We start from the raw sequence: 21,758 nt of genomic DNA on the forward strand, positions 1-21,758 counted from the left end.
ACATGGAGCTCCCCATCAACTATGATCTATAACAATAAATGACAGTAATAGCTTAGACCAAGGAGCATGTTATCGAATTCGGCGGCCCAGAGAGGGACCCTAGAGCTGCAAGGTCTCCCCCGAAAGATACATTTCCCGCCTTGTGAGCTGCAACGGCGAATTTAAGTAACCGTTGCCGGTGCCGACCGTTATTCGGATGGAGGATCGCCAAGAATAGGCGGTCAAAACTAGGGTGGTACCACGACACATTCGTCCCTGACGAGTGTGTCTTTTTGTTTCTTTAGTGTATTAAAAGGAGGTATGTTCATGCGTCAAACCCCATTATTTGCCAACACCTTACGAGAGGCACCAGCGGAAGCGGAAGTCGCAAGTCATCGACTGTTGCTGAGGGCGGGCTATATTCGCCAACTTGCCGCAGGCATTTACAAATACTTGCCACTGGGCTGGCGCGTACTGCGCAATGTTGAACGAATTCTACGCGAAGAGCTAGATGGCGCTGGCGCACAAGAGCTTCTCATGCCAGCACTTCAGCCTACGGAGTTGTGGAAGGAATCGGGCCGTTATAACTCGTATGGTCCAGAGCTAATCCGACTTACCGATCGGCATCAGCGGGAGTTTGCATTGGGACCGACGCACGAGGAAGTCGTTACGATGTTGGTGGAGAACGAAATCAAATCCTATCGTCGGTTGCCTGTAACACTATATCAAATCCAGACGAAATTCCGTGACGAACGTCGTCCACGTTCCGGTTTGCTTCGAGGTCGCGAATTTCTAATGAAAGACGCCTATTCCTTTGATGCCTCATGGGAAGGACTGGACCGATCTTACCGAGCAATGTACGATGCGTACCATCGTATTTTCGAACGATGTGGATTGACTTTCAAAGCGGTAGAAGCCGATGCGGGATCAATCGGTGGAGAAGGTGGCACCCATGAATTCATGGCTCTAGCCGACATTGGGGAAGATACAATAGCGATTTGCTCTCATTGCGGGTATGCTGCCAACGTAGAGAAGGCAACGTCCATGGAGGATCGTTTTGAGAGCAGCGAAAGTGAAATACCAGTGTATGAGAAAATCCACACCCCCGGAGTGCAAACGATCGAGCAACTTACCCAGCACTTACAAATTAGGCCCATTGACGTCATGAAGACACTCATCTACATTGCCGATGGAAATCCAATCGCAGTCCTTGTTCGCGGAGACCATGAAGTGAATGAAATCAAGGTAAAGAACGCGTTAGGTGTCGACACGGTGGCGCTTGCAGATGCAGAGACGACAGTAGCGGTTACACGTGCATCAATAGGGTTTGCAGGTCCGATCGGGCTGTCGATCCCCCTTTTTGTAGATGAAGCTGTAGCCCGGATGGAGTGTGGCGTAGCTGGTGCAAACGAAAGCGAATTTCATATAAGGAACGTCGTTCCAGGTCGGGATTTCACGGTTGAGCGCGTCGGTGATTTCCGTAACGTCAAGGAAGGTGAATCATGCTCTCGTTGCGAAGCAGGCAAGCTACGCTTCGTGAAAGGAATTGAGGTAGGCCATGTATTCAAGCTTGGGACAAAATATAGTGAGGCACTAGGGGCCCGCTATCTGGACACGAACGGAAGAGAGCAACTGATGATTATGGGCTGTTACGGCATTGGCGTGTCGCGCATCGTTTCAGCAATTGTGGAACAGCATCATGATGAGCGCGGGATTGTATGGCCAACTGCAATTGCTCCCTACAGAGTGCATCTCATTCCTATCTCTATTAAGGACGATACTCAGAGGAAAATAGCCAATGATATGTACGATGCATTAAGGCAAAGGGGTATCGAAGTGCTACTAGATGACAGGGACGAACGGGCAGGCGTGAAATTCAATGATTCCGATTTGATCGGTCTCCCTATTCGCATCGTCGTTGGTAAGGACTCGGTCCATGGTAATGTAGAATACGTCGACCGCGGAACGAACGAGAAACAGATACTTTCAATTGACGAAGCTCTTCTTCGAGTAAGCACTAGCGTTTAGGAAGTCTTCAAGGAAAGGGCCATCCCACAAAGGATGGCCCTAAAAACTTGCCGTTACAGGCAACGCGGTGAACCGTACCATAAGTGACGGCCAGTTTGCCTCGAATGGTGCGCGAATGACGTTGCCTTCCTCATCTGAAGAGAAACAGGTATAAACGATTTTCTCCGCTCAACAACTTCACTGTATACAAATTTGACCCACATGGTGTCGCCATCAGAAGGCTTCTGGCTGCAGTGGATTACACCGCCAGACCGGAAATCTGCGTTGGCTACATGAAACATCGATCCTCCTGGCTCCCGCCAATTCTGTAGATGTGTTACTAAGACATCAGCAACTTGCAAATACAGACAGCGCGGAGAACCCGTATCACAAACAGCGGCAGGTCTTGCCGCAATGGCATTATTCATTTTCTCTTGAATATATTTTAGTTATCTTAAGTTCGGGAGATGTTGAATCATGTCATTTCCGATGTACCCTTATATGGGATGGAAACAGCAGTGTACCGATGTGCCGATCGTATTTCCTCCACAACACCAGAACCGAAGGCCAGGGTACGAGTATTTAATGAACCCGCGGCCGATCTCGGATAATCCTGCTTACATCGGGAGTGGAAGGCTGCTGAACAAGGTTGCCATCGTAACTGGAGGCGATAGCGGCATTGGGCGAGCGGTTGCGATTGCCTTTGCTAAACAAGGTGCCGATTTGGTCATCCCGTATCTGGACGAGCACCAGGATGCAGCCGAGACGAAGAACCTGATCCATCAACTGGGCCGCCGATGCTGCACGATGCCGGTTGACTTGAGGGTTGAGGGGTCCTGTGCTTATGTTGTGGAGCGCACTCTAAAATCTTTTGGAAAGCTTGACATTCTGGTCAACAATCACGGCGTGCAATATCACCAGAACAGCATTTTGGATATAAGCCGCGATCAGCTGTTGGATACGTTTCATACAAACATCATTTCTTTCTTTGAGATGATAAAAGCAGCCCTGCCTCATCTTCCTCCTGGAAGCTCCATTATCAATACAACCTCGGATACAGCCTTCTCTGGAATGGCCAATATGATCGATTATACGGCTACGAAGGGTGCCATTGTTTCTTTAACCCGATCTCTGTCTCTCTCGCTAGCCAAGCAAGGGATTCGGGTGAACGCCGTAGCCCCCGGCCCCACTTGGACTCCCCTGATACCAACGGCGTTTACTGCTGAAGAAACCACTACATTTGGCACCGACGTGCCTTTAGGCAGGCCGGGACAACCGTTTGAACTGGCGCCGACCTATGTCATGCTTGCCTCCGACGATGCATCATATATATCGGGACAAATTTTGTTCGTAAACGGTGGAACGATTGTAACTTAACGTTTCCTTTTGCTCGTTTGAGGAGGATCACTATGGATCGGATCACGTTAGATATGGCGATTCATATTATTACAGCCGCTGAGCAGCGTGCTTGGCAGTTGGGAATTCCCGTCAACATTTCAATTGTGGATGAATGCGGTGACTTAATCGCGTTTCACCGAATGGACGAAGCCCGGCTTGCGGGAATTGACATTGCGCAAAATAAAGCCTGGACTAGCGTAACCATGCAGATGCCTACTGCAGATCTAGCTCGCTTAGCGCTTCCCGGAGGCGATGCGTATGGGGTCAATACAACGAATCAAGGAAAAGTCGTCATCCTAGGCGGAGGGATTCCCCTCATGTGCAACAAACGAATCATTGGTGGGGTTGGGGTGAGCGGAGGGAGTGGCGCGCAAGATCTGGAAGTGGCGCAGGTGGCGGTCAGGACTTTTGATCAGATCGTCGGGCAAATTGAAACGACTGTTCCTGTCGCTCAACCTTCATCCAGATCCTTCCGAAGGAGGGAGTAAGTTGGACAAAATGTCCTTGTCCTTGGCCAAACAACTTCTTGCCGCCTCAGTGTACAAAGCTGGACAGATGGGGCTTCGCTGCGACATCGCTATTGTAGATGAAGGGGGAAATTTGGTCGCCTTGTACCGTATGGATCATGCGCGGGCGGGAGATATCGAAGTGTCGCAGAATAAAGCTTGGAGTAGTGTAGCCTTGAAAATGCCGACCGCAGCCATTGCCCGGATGGCTCTTCCGGGAGGCGATGCATATGGGATTAATACAACAAACCAGGGTCGGGTTGTGATCTTAGGCGGGGGGATCCCATTAATTAGCCATAATAAAGTAATCGGCGGCGTAGGCGTCAGCGGAGGGACTAGTGCTCAAGATGTAGAAGTAGCTGACGCTGCGGTACAGGCTTTTCATTATCTTGTCAATCAAGCCACTTAAAGCTTGCCGTTACAAACAGCGCGGAGAACCGTATCACAAATAGGGGCAAGTTTTAAATAGGCTCCTCTTTATGTAAACAGGATTCATAAATAAACCGGCTACTTGCAGAGGAGCATATCAGTTGCCGTGGATGTCGAATGCTGTGGTGTTCTTTAAAATGGTTTTATCACATCATCTGAATCAGTGGAGTAAGCCAGCTCTTTCTGTGCTTCCAGAGCGGCCAGTCTGTCCAGCAGGGCTGCCCGGATTTGCTCATAGGCGTCACTGCCCAACGCCATACGTATCGGACCCTCTTCCTGGTCGACACGACGGATAATCTGCTGCGCCATTTTATCCGGATCGCCGACAACCATTTGATTGAACATGCTCCTATCTATACCAGGCAGTTCTCCCTTCATCAGGCTAACGAATCGGCCCGCCTCCGTATCCCGGTATTCGTCCATCCGCTCGCCGAATACGGCGTTGGTTGTAATGAAATTCGTTCGGATTCCGCCGGGCTCCACCATAGTGGCCTTAATATTGAACGGAGCCACTTCCTTAGCTAGCGCTTCAAAGGCTCCTTCGACCGCCCATTTCGAAGAGCAATACAGTCCCATACCCGGAATAGAATAATGACCTGCCATACTCGAAATCTGTACCATGTGACCGCCGCCCTGCTTGCGGAAAAAGGGCAAGACTGCACGCGCTGCACGCAGAGATCCAAGCACATTGGTCATAAACTGATGCTCCATTTGCCTGTCGCTTGCTTCTTCCACTGCGCCATACAAGCCATAGGCAGCATTATTGACAAACACATCGATCGTGCCCAGTTCTGAAAATGCACGTTCCACGACTTCAGCAATTTGCTGAGGGTTTGTGAGATCTAGATTAGCCTGCCATAGTTGGGAGCCATACTGTGCCTGCAGATCATCCAGCACACCCGGCTTGCGTACCGCTGCGGCTACACGGTCCCCTCTATCCAGCAACCGGCGAGTTATACGTGAAGCCAAGCCTCCTGACGCTCCTGTAATGAACCAAGTTTGCATGCTAAACACCCTCCATTCGTTGTCATCCACTGAATCATACAAGCAACTGGAAGGAGCAAGCCACAGCACGTCTATACTATTAACGGGAGTAACAGTCTACGGGAGCTGCCTGTCCTGCTCAAGTAAACGTAATAATCTCTCCTCCGTACCTGAACCGGGCACCGGAACAAAAAAACACCAGTGCAGTCCGGGGTCATTATCGATTACAGCCGCGGAATGGAGCTCGAACTCCATCTCCTGTGCGTCAGGAATACGGAATAAAGCGGTGGCTACGCGTTTTTGTTTAATTTCATATAATTCCCAGAAATGTACGAACTCCACGCTTTCCCGCGTCAAGCGTTCAAACCGTTCCATATATAACGGGTTGTTCTTGTAGAGATCGAAGCCTGCCCGCAGAACGGCTACAGAGTAACGGGCAGCGGCTTCCCAATTCACCAGTCTGTTGCGGTAATCCGGCTTTAAAAACATAATGTCCATCATATTCCGTTCGTTGTCCGGCAGACTGCCGAAATCGGCTACGATCAGTTCTGCTGCCCGATTCCAAGCGATAACATCCGTACCTTCGTCCGTGATAAGAGAAGGATAATAAAGTTGATCTACGATTTTTTGCAAAACTCCCGCATCCGGCCCACCGTTATTGGGCACTGTGACGACGCTCGCCACATCTACATTGGCCAGATCGAATAGATGCTTCTGCTCGTCTTCGTCAAGCTGAAGTGCTTTGCTGATACTTAGCAGCACTTCCGGCGAAGGATTCACCTCCTTGCCTTGCTCCAGCCAGGCATAGTAAGTCGCGCTTATATTGGCAAGATAAGAGACCTCTTCTCTTCGAAGTCCCGGAGTGCGTCTTCGTCCGGGCAGCGGCCGGATTCCTGCCTCTGAAGGCTGCAAGCGTTCTCTGCGCGATTTTATGAACTCACCCAATGCGGATGAGACACGATTTGTTTTCAAGTAACTCACCTCTAACTACTTATATGAGGGATACGTATCTTAATTAACCAAATGGACTCAAAGCTCTTCGTATACGATCATTATAATCTCTGTTAAGGTCTCATTGCCACCAAAGAGAACCATAACGAATACCGATGCTGTTACTCCCGTTAATAGAATAAACATGCTGTGGCTAACCCCTCCTGCCGATAGTACGATTACATCAGTACAGTGCTATCGATAGGAGGCTTTGTATCTTGAATAAGTATGCATATAGAAACAAGCTGGCTGTGGTCACCGGTGCTTCATCCGGAATCGGGAAAGCGTATGCCAAAGAACTCGCGGCACGAGGCTGTCATGTCGTCCTGGCAGCGCGCTCCAAGGACAAACTGGATGCAATGGCACGGGAAATCAACCGCCAGTACGGCGTACAGGCTTATGCGCTCGCTTGCGATTTGTCCAAAGCGAATGCCCCGCGTCAACTGACCGAACAAATATCCGAACTGGGCTTGTCGGTCGATATTCTCATCAACAACGCAGGCGTTGGCACCTATGGCCGTTTCGAGGAAATAGACCCGGAGCGCGAGCAAGAAGAGATTATGCTGAACACGGCTGCGTTAGTCGATCTTACGCATCGGTTGCTGCCCGATATGCTGAGGCGAGCGGACGGAGTCATCGTTAACGTGGCTTCGATGGCCGCGTTTATGCCTTGTGCTTATTCTAGCGTTTACGGGGCTACCAAAGCATTTGTATTGTCCTTCTCTGAGGCGCTATGGGCGGAAACGCGCGGGCGAGGCGTTCGCGTGCTCGCACTGTGCCCGGGTGCAACCGAGACGGGGTTTTTCGATGCGGTCGGCAGCGAGGAAATGGGGGCGGGCCAAAAGCTCTCGACCCCGGAGAAGGTTGTACGAGCCGGATTTCGAGGGATTGACCAGGGACGAAGCTATATCATCGATGGCCGTAACAATTACTTTATGGCTCAAATGATCCGATTTTTGAGCAGGCGCAGGGTAGCTCTGATCATGGAACGCATGTCAAAGCCAAAAAGACACGGATAGCGGAGACAGCGCGGTGAACCGTATAATAAGTGACGGTGAATCGTCTACACTAAATTGGACAATCATTATCGCATTCGTGGGACTCTAGGTTACCGGACGCCTGTAAGCTAGGCGGTTACCCTCATAAAAACTGCCCAATTTTGTGTTGACAATCCACTTTCGTAGAGGGCAAAGTGCTTTGCTTCTGGGAGTCTAGCGTTCTCAACTGGCGTTCGATCAGCAATTTTGGTGTTTATACTACCGCCGCGATCCGTTCGACTACATAGCTTTCGGCGAAGTCTGCTTTAAAATGACCCCTCGAAAAGGGGTCTAGGTACTGGCTCACGGATATGATATATGTCTATAAATGCTTTCACTTCACAAGCTCGGAATGCAAGAAAAGTTATACAATTTCCAGGTATAGATTTTCTACATCCTTCAGCAGATCAGGTATCCAAGTTTCTGATCCAGGGATTATATCTGTACCACCATAAACAAGCCAACGTAATGTTTTAATCAGCCAACATAAACCGCCTATTTGCACTTGCCAGTTTAGATGATCAATTTGAAGATCAGGTACGTCAAGGTATGCTGAAATCATTTCTTCTCTTGAGAGATTACTCCAAGCGTGTGCTTCTGTAATCAAGCAATATAGGTCTCCAAGATGAGGGCTTAGATATGCAATGGACCAATCGATTGGCATAATGCCATTGTCTTGAATCAATAGGTTCTTTGCATGATAATCATGATGTACTATTGAGGTTGGTAGCGTTTGATAGAGTCTTTCTAAATGACGAGGTAACACTTTCTTGAGTTTTAATAAAACTTCGGTGTCTGCTAACTTTTTGGATTTCAATAGATCATCAAGTAGCTCCAGAAAGTTTTCCATTGAAACTGAGTAAGTGTCAATGACCTTCTTAGAGAGCATTCTTTCTAAGTTGGCAGTTGCACTCACTCTTAGTCTCGCTAGTTCCCTTGACGCCTCAAGAAAATGAGCAGGATGCGGTTGCTGTTCCAAATTATATTCACCCACATCCTCCATGACCATTACTCCGCTGTCCTTCAGCTGTACAAACTTAAAGATCTGTGGGGCCTTGATTTGTAGTGGATGCACTAGATTTCGGTAAATGCCCGCTTCTCCTGCCATCTCACTCCCGCCCCATTTAATTATTCGTGATTCACCTGTTGTCAGCTTTACTCGGTAAACTTCCGAAAGAGCCCATTTCCTCAATGGTGCCCATTTAGCAACCTCATTCAGCAGGGGTATCTTTGAGCAATAATCTGATAAGCATGTAGGAATCATTTCAGCGTTCCCTCCCAACACATTTGTTACAAACACATTTTTACATCTAGCATTTTCGCCGATATACCCGTTAGGCTGAACTGCATCATAAATAAGGCGAAAAATAGGGGGTGCGAACGAAAGAAATGCTTATTTTCGGAGCGAGGCATTATATCGGCGAGCGTATACAAACCATGTAATGCTTGCTGTTAATAATGCCGACGAAATCAAAGCTGTAAGAACACTATAGGTTTGCCAAATAAGTATCGTTGACCAATCTAATGCACAGCACATTATACACTGGATAATCGTAGCAATCAGCAAAATAGCGGTTACGATTATTCGCTTTTTTGTCATGGGCTGCCGCTCATTCGTTTTCCTTCTGCGTAATCCTAAGAGAAAGAACAGAACAGCCAATAGGCAAAGAATAATTGTGGCAGACGACAAAATGATATCCAAAAGCTGTGTGCCGCTTATTTCATAGGACTGCGTCAGATTGCCGTCTAATATATCTTTAACTTTTAGTACCATGCTCCTATTGATATTTGCGCCGTTGGTCAGCAAGCAGATGGCTATTCGTTCATTTGGCAGTATGACCACTTCGGTTCCGAAATTGGGATTGCTCCCTGGGTGCTTTATAATCGTTTGGTTGGCGTTTACCGACCAGCCCGCCGCATAATACATTTCGTTGACAGCCGGAACAGACCGATCACCCTGATGCGATTTTTCGATAACCTTATGGAATATTTCGGGTATGTCCTGCACAATACCCATCTGTATGCCCATCCAACGCGCCATATCTTTTGTACAAGAAATGATGTAGCCTGCGGGTTTATTCCCGGAATAATCCGGAGCGTTATATGGAGTTGTCATAAAAAAGGAAGAACGGTAGCCCTGAGCCAACTGTCCGGTAGCCTGTGCATCTTCCTTATAAACATACGTCTGGTGAAGACCCAACGGCTGAAATACCTGTTCCCTCATAAAGTCTTCATAGCTTTGTCCCGACACAATCTCAATAACCAGACCTAATACGTCATAATTAACAGTTCCGTAATGATACTGCTCACCAGGATAGAAAGACAATTCAGAATCTACGAGCATTTCTACGGTTTTTGGCAACATATCCGGCGTATTGCCTTGTGGAATGTTTTGACTGTGACGGCCATTTGTTAAGCCGCTAGTATGGTGTAAAAAATGATTGAGTGTCATACTTTGCATATCAACGTGTTTCTTCTGATACTTTAGCGTAAACCAAGGCAAATATTTCTGGATAGAGTCTGACATGGACAGCAGTCCTTGTTCTTCCATCAGCAGAATACCCATGCCGGTGAAAGCTTTACTTACCGAAGCCAGCTCATATAGAGTATTTTCACTTGCCGACAGTCCCTTTTCACGATCTGCGTACCCGGAAGAAAAGAAGAGCACTTCATTGTTCGCAAGTATTGAGATGGATATTCCCGGTACACCAGATATACGGCTTGCATCATCCAACAATGTTTGTATTGAATCGGATTGCGAATTTGACAATGCATAACTTGGTGTCGCGAATCCGGTGAACAGTATAAGTGATGCAATCATAAAGACAATCATTTTTTTCATAGTTTCTCCATTCCGAAAAAACTCCCGTACGGAAAATATAAATAATCCGCGGTACGCCTTATTCCCCTAAAGTGTAATAAGATATATATTATGAAGCTTATTTTTGTAAAATCTTAGTGTATGTGAAAAATCATACGATATAAAAAAATAGATTGCTATCATAATCTTCTACTTACTACGAACTATTTTGCCAGGAACACAAAAAGCCCCCCCCTGCTTCATTAGCGGAAGGGTGATACTAGACTAAATAGTGGACAGTGGCGAGCGTAATGGACGGGTACTCCTGCAAAATCGCCGGCTGGGCACATGGGCGACCGGATGACGAAGGAATTGGTGACGCAGACGCTGAGGCCGGCTCACGGCCGTCAAGGCTCGGGGCATCTATGTTCCTTCCATCCGGCCTCCGGGCGATTAGGATTCGTTAACTCGGATATCCGTCTGTTTCTGTTGTTCTTACTATGCGTCCGATCGTTTATAGCGAGTCACTCCGAAGATCCGCTTGAACGAAACAAGAAATCCTCGGAGAACCGTCAAGCGATCATATCCCAAATGTTCGATTGAGAATACGATCAAACATTTTATCCGACAAGACTTTCCGCATGAATAATACGGGCCGGGCATTGCCTGCCACATATCTTGTTTTTGGTTTTTTCGATCGGATCGCTTCTGATACCAATCGCGCGACACGATCAGGAGGATAAACAGTACTCGATTTTTCAAGCTTTTCAAATGTTTTGATAAAAGCATTGGCTATTTTACTGTATGCAGTATTCCCGGAAGTTTTCTGCACATGTTGGAATACAATCTTTGACCATTCACTTTCAGTAGCCCCTGGCTCAATAATAATGACGTCAATACCGAACGGCTTGACTTCCAGGCGCAGACAATCGGAGAACCCTTCCAGGGCATGTTTGGCTGCATGGTACCAGGCACCGAGCAGCGTATAAACCTTGCCGCCAGCTGATGAAGTATTGATGATCTTCCCTGATTTTTGCTGTCTCATTACAGGAAGAACCAATTGCGTTAGACGACTTAATCCAAAAAGGTTCACTTCAAATTGGCGTCTTGCTTCCTCTAGTGGTACATCTTCGACCGACCCATAGGAACCATACCCTGCATTATTGAATAATACGTCGATTCTGCCTTGTTCCTTCATGATTTGGTTTACACCATGGATCATGGATACATCGTCGGTTACATCCATTGCTATAATCCGCGCACCTTTGGATTCAATATCTTTCATTTGTTCGACTCGCCTGGCGGCCCCATATACAACAAATCCTTCTCGTAAAAGCAACTCCACTGTGGCTTTGCCTATGCCTGCCGATGCTCCTGTGACCAAAACAACTTTCGGCTTATTCATGTACATGCCATCCCTTTCCGGATTTGCGCTTTTTAAGTAACGTGACGTCACGTTAATTTACGGTTATTATAAATTGTTGTTGAAGGTTACGCAAGTTATATATGCTATAATTTTTTTCGAAGGGGGTACTAAGGATGGAATTTGATCGAGTAAGAAATGATGAGCAACGAAAGATCAGAGTGGAGCAGATTAAAAAAGCAGCGATTAAGCTACTTGATACAGAGCAATTCCATAAAATTGAACTGGCCAAAATTGCCAATGAAACCACATTTACGCGCGGTAATCTATATAAATATATCTCTTCAAAAGAGGAAATTTATCTTTTGGTAGCTTTGGATGAATTCACAGATTGGTTAGATGACATCCGAGGGACTTTTGTCACTGACATGACTCGCGATATTCAAGGTTTTTCGCACCAGTGGGCACAAGTTTTGTACCGGCATCAAAGGTTTTTAAAGCTTATTTCTATTCTCTTTACGATGATTGAGAGAAATGTTTCTCTCGAAAAGCTTGTTGATTTTAAAAAACAGTATCTGAATATAATGTCCGAGGCAAATGATGTACTTAAAATCGTTTTTCCCGCATGGGATGATAAAACCATTGATAAATTCTTTCAGTTGCAATCCTATTACGTGATAGGTTTATTTCCTTATACATCGCCGGCACCGATCCAAAAACAAGCTATGGAGCAAGCGGGAATCCCTTATGAGTCTTTTGACTTTGTTGACGACGTTTCTGAATTCGTAGCTTATACGGCAAGTTATTTGAACAGCAAATTAAAGTGAGAAACTGAAGTGTTAAATTCAAATTTTATAGTGGAAAAGGTATGCTGCGGCAGGATAAAAACTCGCTCTTTAGTGCTTTAGTAAAGGGGTTGTGTCAAATGAATAAGAATAAAAGTACGGAAATGAAACGCTCTTCCAAAGCAGAAAACATTCTAGCACAGATCAATAGTGAAACTAAGCTAGGCGACTTGCGAAAAATCGCGAAGGACATTAAAAAAGATCACGAACTAGCAATGGAGCTGTGGTCAACCGAAGAGTATTTGCCCAGACTATTGGCAATCTTAATTATGGATAAAAAACTTTTTTCACAAGAAGTGCTAGATAAGCTTGATAAAGATATGCAGACTCACACTTTTGATGAGCGCAATAACTTAATGGATTGGTTAATGGCTAATCAGCTCACCAAAGACAAGAAGACAATTGCATGGATGGAGTCATGGGAAAATAGCCCTTCTGCTCTTCAAAGGCGAGCCTTCTGGTATTATCAAGCGCGATTGAGATGGACTGGACAAACACCGCCTGATAACACCGCACACTTACTATCTACATTAGAAGCTAATATTACGCAGGAAGAACCGGAAGTTCAATGGGCGATGAATTTCACTGCAGGCTGGATAGGCGTTTATGATGAAAAGAATCGTGCACGTTGTATTAAACTTGGTGAGAAAACGGGTCTTTATAAAGATGAAATGGTATCGAAGGGCTGTACTCCCAATTATTTGCCGGAGTTCATTGCGATTGAAATTAACAAACGAAATAATCATTAGTTCATCCGTAACAAAGCTTTCATCTGTCGCAAACGGGCGGCTAGTAACGAGGGATGATGTTCGCATACTTACTGGTGGGATCATGGTTCACTCCAAGCTGCGGATCGGCCAATTCATCGGACAAGGACGTTGGGGTAGGCGGTATAAGTGTATGCGAACCATAATGAAGATAAGGCTCCTGTCGCTTGCAGGGGCCTTTCTATTTGTCACAAATGAAAATATTTTCCGTATTTTAGAACGGGAATGGTTTATCATTAATTTTCCCGGCCTCATGCCCTATCCGCACCAACCAAATGCATTTTCTCTGTCACTTAGGGAGATTTGCCGATAAACCGGGGGCCAAAAAGGCGGCAATTATGTTACCGATTTTCTGACTATTACGCATTTGCAACTGTAAGTGGCGCTAACGCAACCTCAATTATATAGCATTGACTCCATTGTTTTTCTATACTTAAGGTCACAAATAGCAAAGGAGATCAAGCCAATGACTTTTAGCGAGAAATTGTTGCAACTTAGAAAAGAAAAGGGTTATTCCCAGGAAGTGCTGGCCGAAAAACTAGGCACGACCAGACAGGCAGTCAGCAAGTGGGAAAACGGTCAAGGGTTCCCCGAAACCGAAAAGCTGCTAATGATCGGCAACCTGTTCGAAGTGTCCATCGATTATTTGCTGAAGGAGAGCGAGGTGAAGGGCGGAGTTGAAGAGCGTGGGTATTATGTCAGCCAAGAGATGGCGGAAGGGTATTTGAGTCATCAGCAGAAGTCAACCAATCGCATCGCGTCAGGCGTGTTCCTGCTGATATTGGCTTGTTTGCCGTATTTGATGTTTCGACAGGAACCGGTCGTATACTCCTTTCTTATTATTTTGTTAGCGGCAGGAGGAGTCATTACGCTCATATCTGCCATACTTAAAGACGAGGAACGGTACCACGTACTGGAGAAAGAAGCACTTATGCTGGATCAGGGTTATGTGAAGCAATTGATGGAACGCTTGAACCGATTGAAGAGTAGGTACGCAACCGTAATCATCGTCGGTGCTGGTATGGTGGTGGTAGGCGGAATGGCTTTTTTGCTAGAGAGAAAGGGGATCTCCGAAGGCGCATTAGTCCCATATTATCCGGTTTGTGTCGTTTTGATCGCCATGGGTGCATATGCAATTATTCGAACATCTATGCTGTGGTCTTCCTATAGTCTGCTAATTCACAATGAGAAGCATATTAATGGGAGAAATAACGGTTTCTGGAGAAAAGTCGGGAAAAAGCTTGCTAAAAAGCTTGGCCCATAAATCAATGTATAACACAAGGATGGTGCCTATTGTTAATAGGGCCACCGAATACTTTGGCGGCTTTCTGTGTAGATTTATGAAAGCAGAATCGGGCATTGAAGGTTGACAATCCTGCCATTAAGCCGTTCAGTGTTAGCCACAATGGGCATAGTGGGCTTCCCTTTTGATTGGTATCGTAAACGGTTATAAGCATTGATTCATGCTGACCAGTATTTTCCTGCCCGATAAGAAGGTTTCTGGTGTTATACTAATTTTTCAATAGCATACCGGATATACATTAGGTTTGGTCTTACAAGGCTCGAGGCAATATACACATAATTCAGTCACCGGAGGAGCCAACTTCATGAAGAAACGTACTGCTTTACGCTTATTTATTTTTATTATTGTTCTAAGCTTGGTTCTTCCAGGACAAGCTTCGATGGAAGCTTCTAGCCAAGAACCGATTATTAAAGATGAAAATCTCGAAAAAGCGATTCATTCGTGGCTAGGTAAAAAAGACGATGAGCCACTTACCAAAGCGGATTTAGAATCTCTCACCTCCGTATCTTTGACAGGTAAAGGAATTAAAGATCTGCAAGGATTGGAGTATGCCGTCAATGTCATGAAACTCGATTTAGACAATAATGAGATTACTGATCTCACACCGCTAAAGAACCTTTCAAAGCTCCGTAATCTTAGCCTGAAAGGGAATCGAATTTCCTCGATTGAGGAATTGTCGGCTCTGAAGGAGATGAAATATCTGTTAGTAAGCCGGAATCAGATTTCATCCTTGGATGTAGTGAAGCAGCTGCCCCGTCTAGTCGAGTTAGACGCCGACCACAATCAAATTTCGAATGTTCAGGCGCTCTCCAGTGCCGCAGAATTAGTGTATTTGAAAATAAGCGACAATGCGATCGAAGACATAGCTCCCCTCGGCCACCTAAAAAAGCTGACCTACCTGGATATCTCTAACAATAAATTTAAGGATTTTTCGCCGTTACGGATGCTGTCCAAAAGTCTGACGTATCTAGAGATTGATGGCAACCAGATTACTGATCTTAAGATTCTGGAAGGGTTCCATAATCTCGGAGGTCTCTCTGCTAACAACAATAAAATCGAGAGTCTTGCTCCTTTAGCGAAATTAACGAACTTGTCTTCATTGGATCTATCCTCCAACAAGATTAAAGATCTAGAGCCGTTAAACCATTTGAACAAGCTGGGTACCCTCTACTTGGATAACAACCGAGTGTGGAACCTGGAACCGCTAAGAAATTTGAAAGCTCTAAAAATCCTGCATTTGAACAATAACCGGGTGTGGAATTTGGAGCCGATTCAAAATCATCGTTATGATTTCCATTGGGACACGGGGGCGGAGCGATACGGACTGCAGTTGAACGATAACTACTTGGATTTAAGCCAAGGAACCCCAACCTATAAAGTATTTAATAAATTGAATGCGGATCCTTATGGTATTCTGTCTCAGCGTAAGACTCAGCGGTTGATGGTCGGCAACAAGACAGCTTATTTGGGCGACAGAATCTACAAGATAACAGCAGCTCCTTTCATACAGAAAGGCCGTACCTACGTTCCTATTCGTTTCATTTCCGAGAAACTTGGGGCAAAAGTAAAATGGAGCCAGAATACGAAAGAGGTAACGATTCAAAGAGACGGTAAAACGATTCGTTGGCATGTGGGGAATAAGCAAGTTAAGATCAACCAACAAACCGTAATGTCCGACGCTCCTTTACTACTGAGAAATAACAGCACTTTTGTTCCTGTACGCTTTGTGTCGGAGCAGCTTAACACTTCTGTTGAATATTTAGGCAGCAAAAAAATGGTCATTATATTCGAGAATAAGACGGAATAACAGAACTCATGCTCACTTTGTAGGAGCAAGTTGATCATGGCTCCATTCAGAACGACGCATAAGATATTAAGAAGAGAATCCACCAAAATACCTTTATTGAAGCTGTTTACTCGTGATTAACCGCCTCACGGCCAGGCTTCGTCGACCCCTTCGAGCTCGGGGAGTCCCGCCTTGCGCCGCTGGTCGATGATATATTGAACGTACCATTCCGGGTTCTCGGTATTTTTCCGAATCGAGCAGATCGTACCCAGCCAACGGTCGTTCCAACTCATGCCGTCGGAGTTCACGTGTCCCCGCTTCTCCATCTCGATCGTCTGGTCGTACGCGGAGGCGGCACCGATGCGCATGCTGGGAGTATCGAGCAGGATCACGTTGCCGTGCTCGTCCCGCCTGACGTCAAGCTCGTTGCCTCTTCCCTTCAGCGCCGCGTAAGTTCCCGCCGCTGTCACGAGTAGGACTGCGACTGCGGCGAGCGAACCGAGGATCCACAGAATGACGCTCATTTTCCGGCCTCCCGAATCCGTTGCTTGTGGGATCGGAATAACCGAATCGATCCCGATAGCTAAATATTATCACAGGACGACCTTCCGGCATGGAAGGTTTTTTAATTTTGGGCGTGTCCGGAGGTTATCGACACTCACACAGACTCACCGCATCGTGCCCGGCAGCAGGCGGCCTGAACTCGGTGGAATTTCGTGAGATGGAATTTTGGTGCCTGGTCGTCTGCTAATAAATACGAAAGATCTCGCCGAAGCCGAACGCTTCGATTATGATGAGAGGAGAACGATTCTGGGGAGGTCAAGATGAGCGGAGCAGCTTTTGATATGAAATTGTTTGAGAGCTATAAGCCGGGGTTAACAGCGTTTTGTTATCGAATGTTAGGTTCTATGGATGATGCGGACGATGCGGTTCAGGAAACGTACATTAGGGCTTGGCAAAGCTGGGACGTGTTCAGGCAGGAAGCCTCCATTAAAACATGGATCTACCGGATCGCGTCGAACTTATGTCTGGACAAGCTGAGGCAGGCCAAGCGCCGGGTTCTTCCCGTTGACCTGTCCGATCCGGCGGCAGCCATTGTCGCACCGAGCGAGACCCTGCCAGAATCCGCCTGGATTTGGCCTTCGCCTGATTTTGGGGGAAGCCCGGAAGACATTCTCGTTCGCAGGGATACCCTTAAGCTCTGCTTTATCGCCCTGCTACAAGCCTTGCCGCCTCGTCAACGGGCGGTTCTCATTTTGAAGGATGTTTTTGAATGGTCCTCCAAACAAATCGCGGAAACCTTGAATATGTCGCCGGCGGCCGTGAACAGTGCTTTGCAGCGTGCCAGAGAGACGATGAGCCGGACGCAGCTTCGTTCCGACGAGATCAGCAGGATGGATGCGGAGCCCGAACCGGATCTCCTCTCCCGGTATGTGGAGGCCTTCGAACAATTTGATATTAACGCGCTTGTATCGCTGTTCCATGAGGAAGGCTGTATGTCTATGCCTCCATTCCCTATGTGGGTAAGCGGCCAGGACGACTTGTTCAAGTTCTTCACGCTTACGCGCTGGCATTGCGAGGGGTCTAAATTTTTGCCGGCCACCGTGAATGGCGGTTATCCGGCTTTGGCACAGTATATGCCGAGCAAGGACGGGTCTGTTCTGGTGCCTTGGGGAGTCCACGTCCTAGAAGTGAAGGATAATCGCATACGACATGTTCAAAACTTCATAAACACAAAATTATTTTCTCGATTGGGGCTTCCGGAACAATTAGACCGATGAATTTAAAGCTTGGCATTCGTCTATAGAAGGGAGAGGCAAAAAAATACCCTTAGAGAGGTGTCATTCACAATGGAAACAAGCAAACCGGTAAAAGTAACAGTAGAGGCCGTCGTTCAAGCCCCTGTAGCCAAAGTATGGAGCTCTTGGACCGAGCCGGAGCACATTATCAAGTGGAATCAGGCTTCCGAGGACTGGCATGCGCCGCATGCGGAAAATGATTTGCGAGTCGGCGGAAAGTTCGTAACCAGAATGGAAGCGAAGGATGGCAGCATGGGCTTTGATTTTGGCGGAATATATGATGAAGTGAAGCTTCATAAGACGATTTCTTACACTATGGGAGATGGCCGTAAGGTAGAGATTACGTTCGTCGATCAAGGCGAGACAACGAAGGTCATTGAAACCTTCGACGCCGAAAATAGTCACCCCGTTGATTTTCAGCAGTCGGGCTGGCAAGCGATTTTGGACAATTTCAAGCGATATACGGAAGAATCCAAATAATTGACGATGCCGTGGCTGAATCAGAAGTGAAGGTGTGGAAACAACCCACATCATCCGAAATCAAAAACCCGATAGAGTGGAGTAACTCCATTCTATCGGGTTTTTTATTAGGCGGATTCTTACCTGAGGCAATGGGGTCCGACTGCTGGTAGAAGGGGTGCGTTTCGATCTGGTTGACGGCGGGCACGATTTCATTGTGCGCGATGAGGTCCATCAGATGGTCGGGCAGGAAGTTGCTAACCCCGATCGCCATCATCAAAGAACAAGGGGCGATAACGGATCAGATCAAAAATCTTGATTGGCGAGCTAGACGCATCGATATTGTCGGAAAAGCTCCTAATGAAGTCGTCAATGAGTGTTTAGACAAAATACGCACATTTTTGTAGTGGGTCTCATGATTAGGGGATTGCGACCCACCAATGGCTGACGGGCAAATCCGGTCGGCGATCCGAATAAAATCCCCCAACCCGTCCCAAGACGAATTGAGGGATTTTCTTCCGTGAATGGTTTTTTTTAATACCAAATCTCGAGCTCGCCGTATGGACTGTTTTGACCCTGGACCATGGTCAGCGTATATTTCATCACGATGTCGCCGACCCGAGCGGTCCCGTTAGCGTTCGTATTTCCTCCGTCCACGATGGTTTTCAACGCCGCATTCACTTCGTCCTGCGAGGCCCCGATATGCTCTCCGATAATTTCGCCGGCCGTTTTGAGCTGTCTGCGGTCGATGCCGTTGAAGAACACGGCGAATGACAGCTTATTTCGGTACTCTCCTGATTTATAAAAATAATATTCCATATATTCGATGGAATTCAGGCGACACAGCCATTCATCGTATTTCTCTTGGACGAAGGGTTCGTACTTGTTCTCGCTTCCGATTCGTTTGACGACAGCGACCTGCTTCTCTGCTTCGGCCCGAAATGCGGCGGCTTCCTGTTCCAGCGCAGCTTCCAAAATGGCGGCGGCGTTCGGGTCGTACTTGATCGTGAACGGCACGATCTGCTCTTCTACAAACTTGTTTGCCCCGGGCGGCTTTTTGGATACCAGAATCGTGCCGCTTTTGCCCAATGCGATAAATTTCTCTCCGTCCCACAGCACCTTCGAAATGCGATGCGCGGTCGGCCGCGGAGAAGCCTGGAACTTTAAGTCGCTTTTGGAGGCATATAAATCTCCGTCATCGCTTGCCGCGACGCAAGCTTGCACGCTGCAGGCCATGCTTTCGAGGCGGGCTTCGGTCAATCGGTAACTCCAGGATAAGCCGTCCGAGGAGGAGAAGACCGCGGGTTCATACTCCGGCGGATGCGGCCACGCTACGCCAACGGCAATGAACCTCTTGCCGTTCCATACAAGATCCTTGCCGGCGAACGGCACGCTTTTATTGTTTTGCCGGATTTTCGCTGTCGTCCATTTCGACCCGTCAGGCGATGCATACACGTCGCCACCGGGGCGAACAGTACTCGTCTTGTCAATCGTCATCGCCGTCAATCCTACCTTGACTTTGCCGTTCGAGACGACCCTTTCCATCGGAGGATTCAACTTGACCAGCCTGCTCCAATTGATTCCATCCGTCGAAGCCATATAGCCTCCGTCATCGTACACGTAAAATTTCCCGTCTCTGAATTCGACGCCGTCCGGGGCTCTTACCTTCAACGGAAACTTTTTCCGCTCCCAAGCGCCGGGACGCGGAGAATAATAATACTCCTCGTTCTCGATGGCCAGACCATCCTGTATACGCCCGAGAGCGATTACGATGCCATTCCCTGCAGCCACTCCCGTCCAATGGAAATATGATCCCGTAAAATTGCCCAAGTCCGCAGGCTGCCAGTCGTAACCGTCCGGGGATTCCATAAGGGGCCCCATTGCTCCTCCGGCTACATAACGGTTGCCGTCATAATCGATATATTTATAATCGACGGCGATTCGCTGGCGAACAACTTCAGCGCTCATTAAGTTGTCGGAGAGGATAATCGTTCCGCGATTGCCAACGAGAACATAACGCTTGCCGTCGTAAATCATCTTGTTGATGGCTGCTTCCTCGCCGGCGAGGTCAACGTTATCCCACGGATTGTTGACGGCATCTTTCCAATGCTCCCAGTCCGTTCCGTTCTCGGAACGAAGCAGGAGGCCGTGGGCGCCGCCGATCCAATACTGCACCCCGTCCCATAAAATCGTGTTCATGACCCTGTTTTTAAAGCCGGAGGTCTCTTCTTTCCAATGGATCCCGTCCTTTGACGTATAGATCACTCCGGTCTGGGCGCTGATGCCGGGGTCCCAGTAAACAGCGAAGAACGTCCCGTTCTGATAGATCAAATCTTTGAATGAAAAAGCGGTTCTTGACTTGAACGCCTCCGGAACATACTCTTTCCATTCGACCAGATCCGCAGAGATATAGACCCTGTTGAAATTGATCGCTACGTACTTTTTTCCGGTAAAAACGAGCTTATTGCCGTACGCGTCAATGCCTTTAATATCCCACTTGAGGCCATCGGGGGAAGTTATGGCAAACGTTCCGCTTAGCGAAGCCGTCTGGGGTTCCGCCGCGTTTTTCTTTTTCGGTTTTCCCGCCTCTGCTCTCCAGTACCCGATCGCCACAAAGCGCTGACCGTCCCAGATCACGCTTTCGACGTTCAAAGATGAGATCGGCAATTTCGTTTTCCAATTGACCGTATAGCTTTGGTCTATCGCCTTTTTGTATGAGGGAGAGATAAGCTCCCCAAGCGTAGGAGATTTTTTCCAATTCCCCTGCGTCCAGTTGACGCCATCCTTCGAAGTGACGATCGTCTGCTCTCCGGCCGCCACGAAAGCCTGCCCGTTCGTAGCCGCCGACGTCAATTTTACTGTGCCTGTAAAGTTCGCGGCACTCCATGTTTTCGCGTCGGAAGAGGACAAGATCGTGCCCTCATCGCCAACCGCTACATAGACTTGGCGGTCGTTCACGACAATATCGTTCAGGTTGTTGGACACCATCTGACTTGATGCCCGATACCACTGGACGCTATTGGAATCGGATGCGGCATAGGTTGTCGTAATCCCAACCAAGTTACCGGACAAGATCATCGCGAACACAAGCAAACTAATCCCTGATATTCTGCTGATCAAAAATATCCCTGCCTCCCTATTTTGCTTCTTCCAACAAACTCCATCAATTGCAATTTTATTCGATAGTGGCGACGCCTGTCCACAGTCGAACGAAACCGGAAAAGGTCGAATCGTTACCGTCACCGTGCAGGCTGCCTATTTTCCAGTGCGGTTTCCGCCTCGGCGTAGGCGCTTCAATAAAAAAAC

Annotated in this window: 18 protein-coding genes and 1 pseudogene; 11 read left to right on the forward strand and 8 right to left on the reverse strand. The window is 47.4% G+C overall.

The genetic code is table 11. The annotated features are described in order from the left end of the window. The first annotated feature begins 306 nt into the window (after positions 1-306). The 4 genes from ACFO3S_RS07415 (at position 307) to ACFO3S_RS07430 (ending at position 4,299) form a co-directional block, all read left to right on the forward strand. Complete coding sequence (locus ACFO3S_RS07415; RefSeq protein WP_378093940.1) at positions 307-2,007, forward strand: proline--tRNA ligase; 1,701 nt, start codon at positions 307-309, stop codon at positions 2,005-2,007. A gap of 456 nt (positions 2,008-2,463) precedes the next feature. Then, entirely contained in the window at positions 2,464-3,363 is a 900-nt protein-coding gene (locus tag ACFO3S_RS07420) for an SDR family oxidoreductase (RefSeq protein ID WP_378093943.1), read from the forward strand. A 32-nt stretch (positions 3,364-3,395) separates the two neighbouring features. After that, the gene (locus tag ACFO3S_RS07425) at positions 3,396-3,872 is read left to right on the forward strand and encodes a GlcG/HbpS family heme-binding protein (RefSeq protein WP_378093945.1); all 477 of its coding nucleotides are present in this window, start codon (positions 3,396-3,398) and stop codon (positions 3,870-3,872) included. A 10-nt stretch (positions 3,873-3,882) separates the two neighbouring features. Then, positions 3,883-4,299, forward strand: a complete 417-nt coding sequence (locus tag ACFO3S_RS07430) for a GlcG/HbpS family heme-binding protein (protein WP_378094523.1) — start codon at positions 3,883-3,885, stop codon at positions 4,297-4,299. Positions 4,300-4,451: 152 nt separating this feature from the next. On the opposite strand, the gene ACFO3S_RS07435 is transcribed toward ACFO3S_RS07430, so the two are convergent. Together ACFO3S_RS07435 and ACFO3S_RS07440 are read right to left on the reverse strand one after the other, a co-directional pair. Next, entirely contained in the window at positions 4,452-5,324 is an 873-nt protein-coding gene (locus ACFO3S_RS07435) for an SDR family oxidoreductase (protein ID WP_378093947.1), read from the reverse strand. Between the two features lie 96 nt (positions 5,325-5,420). After that, entirely contained in the window at positions 5,421-6,275 is an 855-nt protein-coding gene (locus ACFO3S_RS07440; RefSeq protein ID WP_378093949.1) for a helix-turn-helix transcriptional regulator, read from the reverse strand. A 236-nt stretch (positions 6,276-6,511) separates the two neighbouring features. Here ACFO3S_RS07440 and ACFO3S_RS07445 point away from each other — a divergent pair, with 236 nt between their 5' ends. Further along, on the forward strand, positions 6,512-7,312 hold the full coding sequence (locus tag ACFO3S_RS07445) for an SDR family NAD(P)-dependent oxidoreductase (protein ID WP_378093952.1): 801 nt from the start codon (positions 6,512-6,514) through the stop codon (positions 7,310-7,312). Between the two features lie 382 nt (positions 7,313-7,694). Here the strand turns inward: ACFO3S_RS07445 and ACFO3S_RS07450 are convergent, their stop codons facing one another. The 3 genes from ACFO3S_RS07450 to ACFO3S_RS07460 form a co-directional block, all read right to left on the reverse strand. Next, on the reverse strand, positions 7,695-8,594 hold the full coding sequence (locus ACFO3S_RS07450) for a phosphotransferase family protein (RefSeq protein WP_378093954.1): 900 nt from the start codon (positions 8,592-8,594) through the stop codon (positions 7,695-7,697). A 129-nt stretch (positions 8,595-8,723) separates the two neighbouring features. After that, a complete protein-coding gene (locus tag ACFO3S_RS07455; RefSeq protein ID WP_378093956.1) occupies positions 8,724-10,172 on the reverse strand; it encodes a serine hydrolase domain-containing protein in 1,449 nt (482 codons plus the stop codon). Positions 10,173-10,710: 538 nt separating this feature from the next. Then, a complete protein-coding gene (locus tag ACFO3S_RS07460) occupies positions 10,711-11,541 on the reverse strand; it encodes an oxidoreductase (protein ID WP_378093958.1) in 831 nt (276 codons plus the stop codon). 128 nt (positions 11,542-11,669) lie between these two features. Here ACFO3S_RS07460 and ACFO3S_RS07465 point away from each other — a divergent pair, with 128 nt between their 5' ends. The 4 genes from ACFO3S_RS07465 (at position 11,670) to ACFO3S_RS07480 (ending at position 16,215) form a co-directional block, all read left to right on the forward strand. After that, positions 11,670-12,320, forward strand: a complete 651-nt coding sequence (locus ACFO3S_RS07465; RefSeq protein WP_378093959.1) for a TetR/AcrR family transcriptional regulator — start codon at positions 11,670-11,672, stop codon at positions 12,318-12,320. 98 nt (positions 12,321-12,418) lie between these two features. Further along, positions 12,419-13,087: a DNA alkylation repair protein gene (locus ACFO3S_RS07470; protein ID WP_378093961.1), complete on the forward strand. Its 669-nt coding sequence runs from the start codon at positions 12,419-12,421 to the stop codon at positions 13,085-13,087. A 484-nt stretch (positions 13,088-13,571) separates the two neighbouring features. Next, positions 13,572-14,369, forward strand: a complete 798-nt coding sequence (locus tag ACFO3S_RS07475; protein ID WP_378093963.1) for a helix-turn-helix domain-containing protein — start codon at positions 13,572-13,574, stop codon at positions 14,367-14,369. 343 nt (positions 14,370-14,712) lie between these two features. Beyond that, on the forward strand, positions 14,713-16,215 hold the full coding sequence (locus ACFO3S_RS07480) for a stalk domain-containing protein (RefSeq protein WP_378093965.1): 1,503 nt from the start codon (positions 14,713-14,715) through the stop codon (positions 16,213-16,215). Positions 16,216-16,340: 125 nt separating this feature from the next. Here the strand turns inward: ACFO3S_RS07480 and ACFO3S_RS07485 are convergent, their stop codons facing one another. Next, positions 16,341-16,718, reverse strand: coding sequence for a hypothetical protein (locus ACFO3S_RS07485; RefSeq protein WP_378093967.1), 378 nt, complete (start codon positions 16,716-16,718; stop codon positions 16,341-16,343). A gap of 300 nt (positions 16,719-17,018) precedes the next feature. Here ACFO3S_RS07485 and ACFO3S_RS07490 point away from each other — a divergent pair, with 300 nt between their 5' ends. Then, on the forward strand, positions 17,019-17,975 hold the full coding sequence (locus tag ACFO3S_RS07490) for a sigma-70 family RNA polymerase sigma factor (RefSeq protein ID WP_378093969.1): 957 nt from the start codon (positions 17,019-17,021) through the stop codon (positions 17,973-17,975). 69 nt (positions 17,976-18,044) lie between these two features. Next, on the forward strand, positions 18,045-18,473 hold the full coding sequence (locus ACFO3S_RS07495; protein ID WP_378093971.1) for an SRPBCC family protein: 429 nt from the start codon (positions 18,045-18,047) through the stop codon (positions 18,471-18,473). A 127-nt stretch (positions 18,474-18,600) separates the two neighbouring features. Here ACFO3S_RS07495 and ACFO3S_RS07500 read toward each other — a convergent pair. Then, positions 18,601-18,723: pseudogene (locus ACFO3S_RS07500) on the reverse strand (aldo/keto reductase); the annotation flags it as partial. A 263-nt stretch (positions 18,724-18,986) separates the two neighbouring features. Continuing rightward, entirely contained in the window at positions 18,987-21,572 is a 2,586-nt protein-coding gene (locus tag ACFO3S_RS07505) for a DUF6242 domain-containing protein (protein ID WP_378093973.1), read from the reverse strand. Between the last annotated feature and the right edge of the window lie 186 nt (positions 21,573-21,758).

This window comes from Cohnella hongkongensis, assembly GCF_042654645.1.
GTDB classification, from domain to species: domain Bacteria; phylum Bacillota; class Bacilli; order Paenibacillales; family Paenibacillaceae; genus Cohnella; species Cohnella hongkongensis.

What these genes read in the sequence shown, in the direction of transcription:
- ACFO3S_RS07415 (WP_378093940.1), top strand. Translation starts at nt 307, where the DNA reads ATGCGTCAAACCCCATTATTTGCCAACACCTTACGAGAGGCACCAGCG.
- ACFO3S_RS07420 (WP_378093943.1), top strand. Translation starts at nt 2,464, where the DNA reads ATGTCATTTCCGATGTACCCTTATATGGGATGGAAACAGCAGTGTACC.
- ACFO3S_RS07425 (WP_378093945.1), top strand. Translation starts at nt 3,396, where the DNA reads ATGGATCGGATCACGTTAGATATGGCGATTCATATTATTACAGCCGCT.
- ACFO3S_RS07430 (WP_378094523.1), top strand. Translation starts at nt 3,883, where the DNA reads ATGTCCTTGTCCTTGGCCAAACAACTTCTTGCCGCCTCAGTGTACAAA.
- ACFO3S_RS07435 (WP_378093947.1), bottom strand. Translation starts at nt 5,324, where the DNA reads ATGCAAACTTGGTTCATTACAGGAGCGTCAGGAGGCTTGGCTTCACGT.
- ACFO3S_RS07450 (WP_378093954.1), bottom strand. Translation starts at nt 8,594, where the DNA reads ATGATTCCTACATGCTTATCAGATTATTGCTCAAAGATACCCCTGCTG.
- ACFO3S_RS07455 (WP_378093956.1), bottom strand. Translation starts at nt 10,172, where the DNA reads ATGAAAAAAATGATTGTCTTTATGATTGCATCACTTATACTGTTCACC.
- ACFO3S_RS07460 (WP_378093958.1), bottom strand. Translation starts at nt 11,541, where the DNA reads ATGTACATGAATAAGCCGAAAGTTGTTTTGGTCACAGGAGCATCGGCA.
- ACFO3S_RS07465 (WP_378093959.1), top strand. Translation starts at nt 11,670, where the DNA reads ATGGAATTTGATCGAGTAAGAAATGATGAGCAACGAAAGATCAGAGTG.
- ACFO3S_RS07470 (WP_378093961.1), top strand. Translation starts at nt 12,419, where the DNA reads ATGAATAAGAATAAAAGTACGGAAATGAAACGCTCTTCCAAAGCAGAA.
- ACFO3S_RS07475 (WP_378093963.1), top strand. Translation starts at nt 13,572, where the DNA reads ATGACTTTTAGCGAGAAATTGTTGCAACTTAGAAAAGAAAAGGGTTAT.
- ACFO3S_RS07480 (WP_378093965.1), top strand. Translation starts at nt 14,713, where the DNA reads ATGAAGAAACGTACTGCTTTACGCTTATTTATTTTTATTATTGTTCTA.
- ACFO3S_RS07485 (WP_378093967.1), bottom strand. Translation starts at nt 16,718, where the DNA reads ATGAGCGTCATTCTGTGGATCCTCGGTTCGCTCGCCGCAGTCGCAGTC.
- ACFO3S_RS07490 (WP_378093969.1), top strand. Translation starts at nt 17,019, where the DNA reads ATGAGCGGAGCAGCTTTTGATATGAAATTGTTTGAGAGCTATAAGCCG.
- ACFO3S_RS07495 (WP_378093971.1), top strand. Translation starts at nt 18,045, where the DNA reads ATGGAAACAAGCAAACCGGTAAAAGTAACAGTAGAGGCCGTCGTTCAA.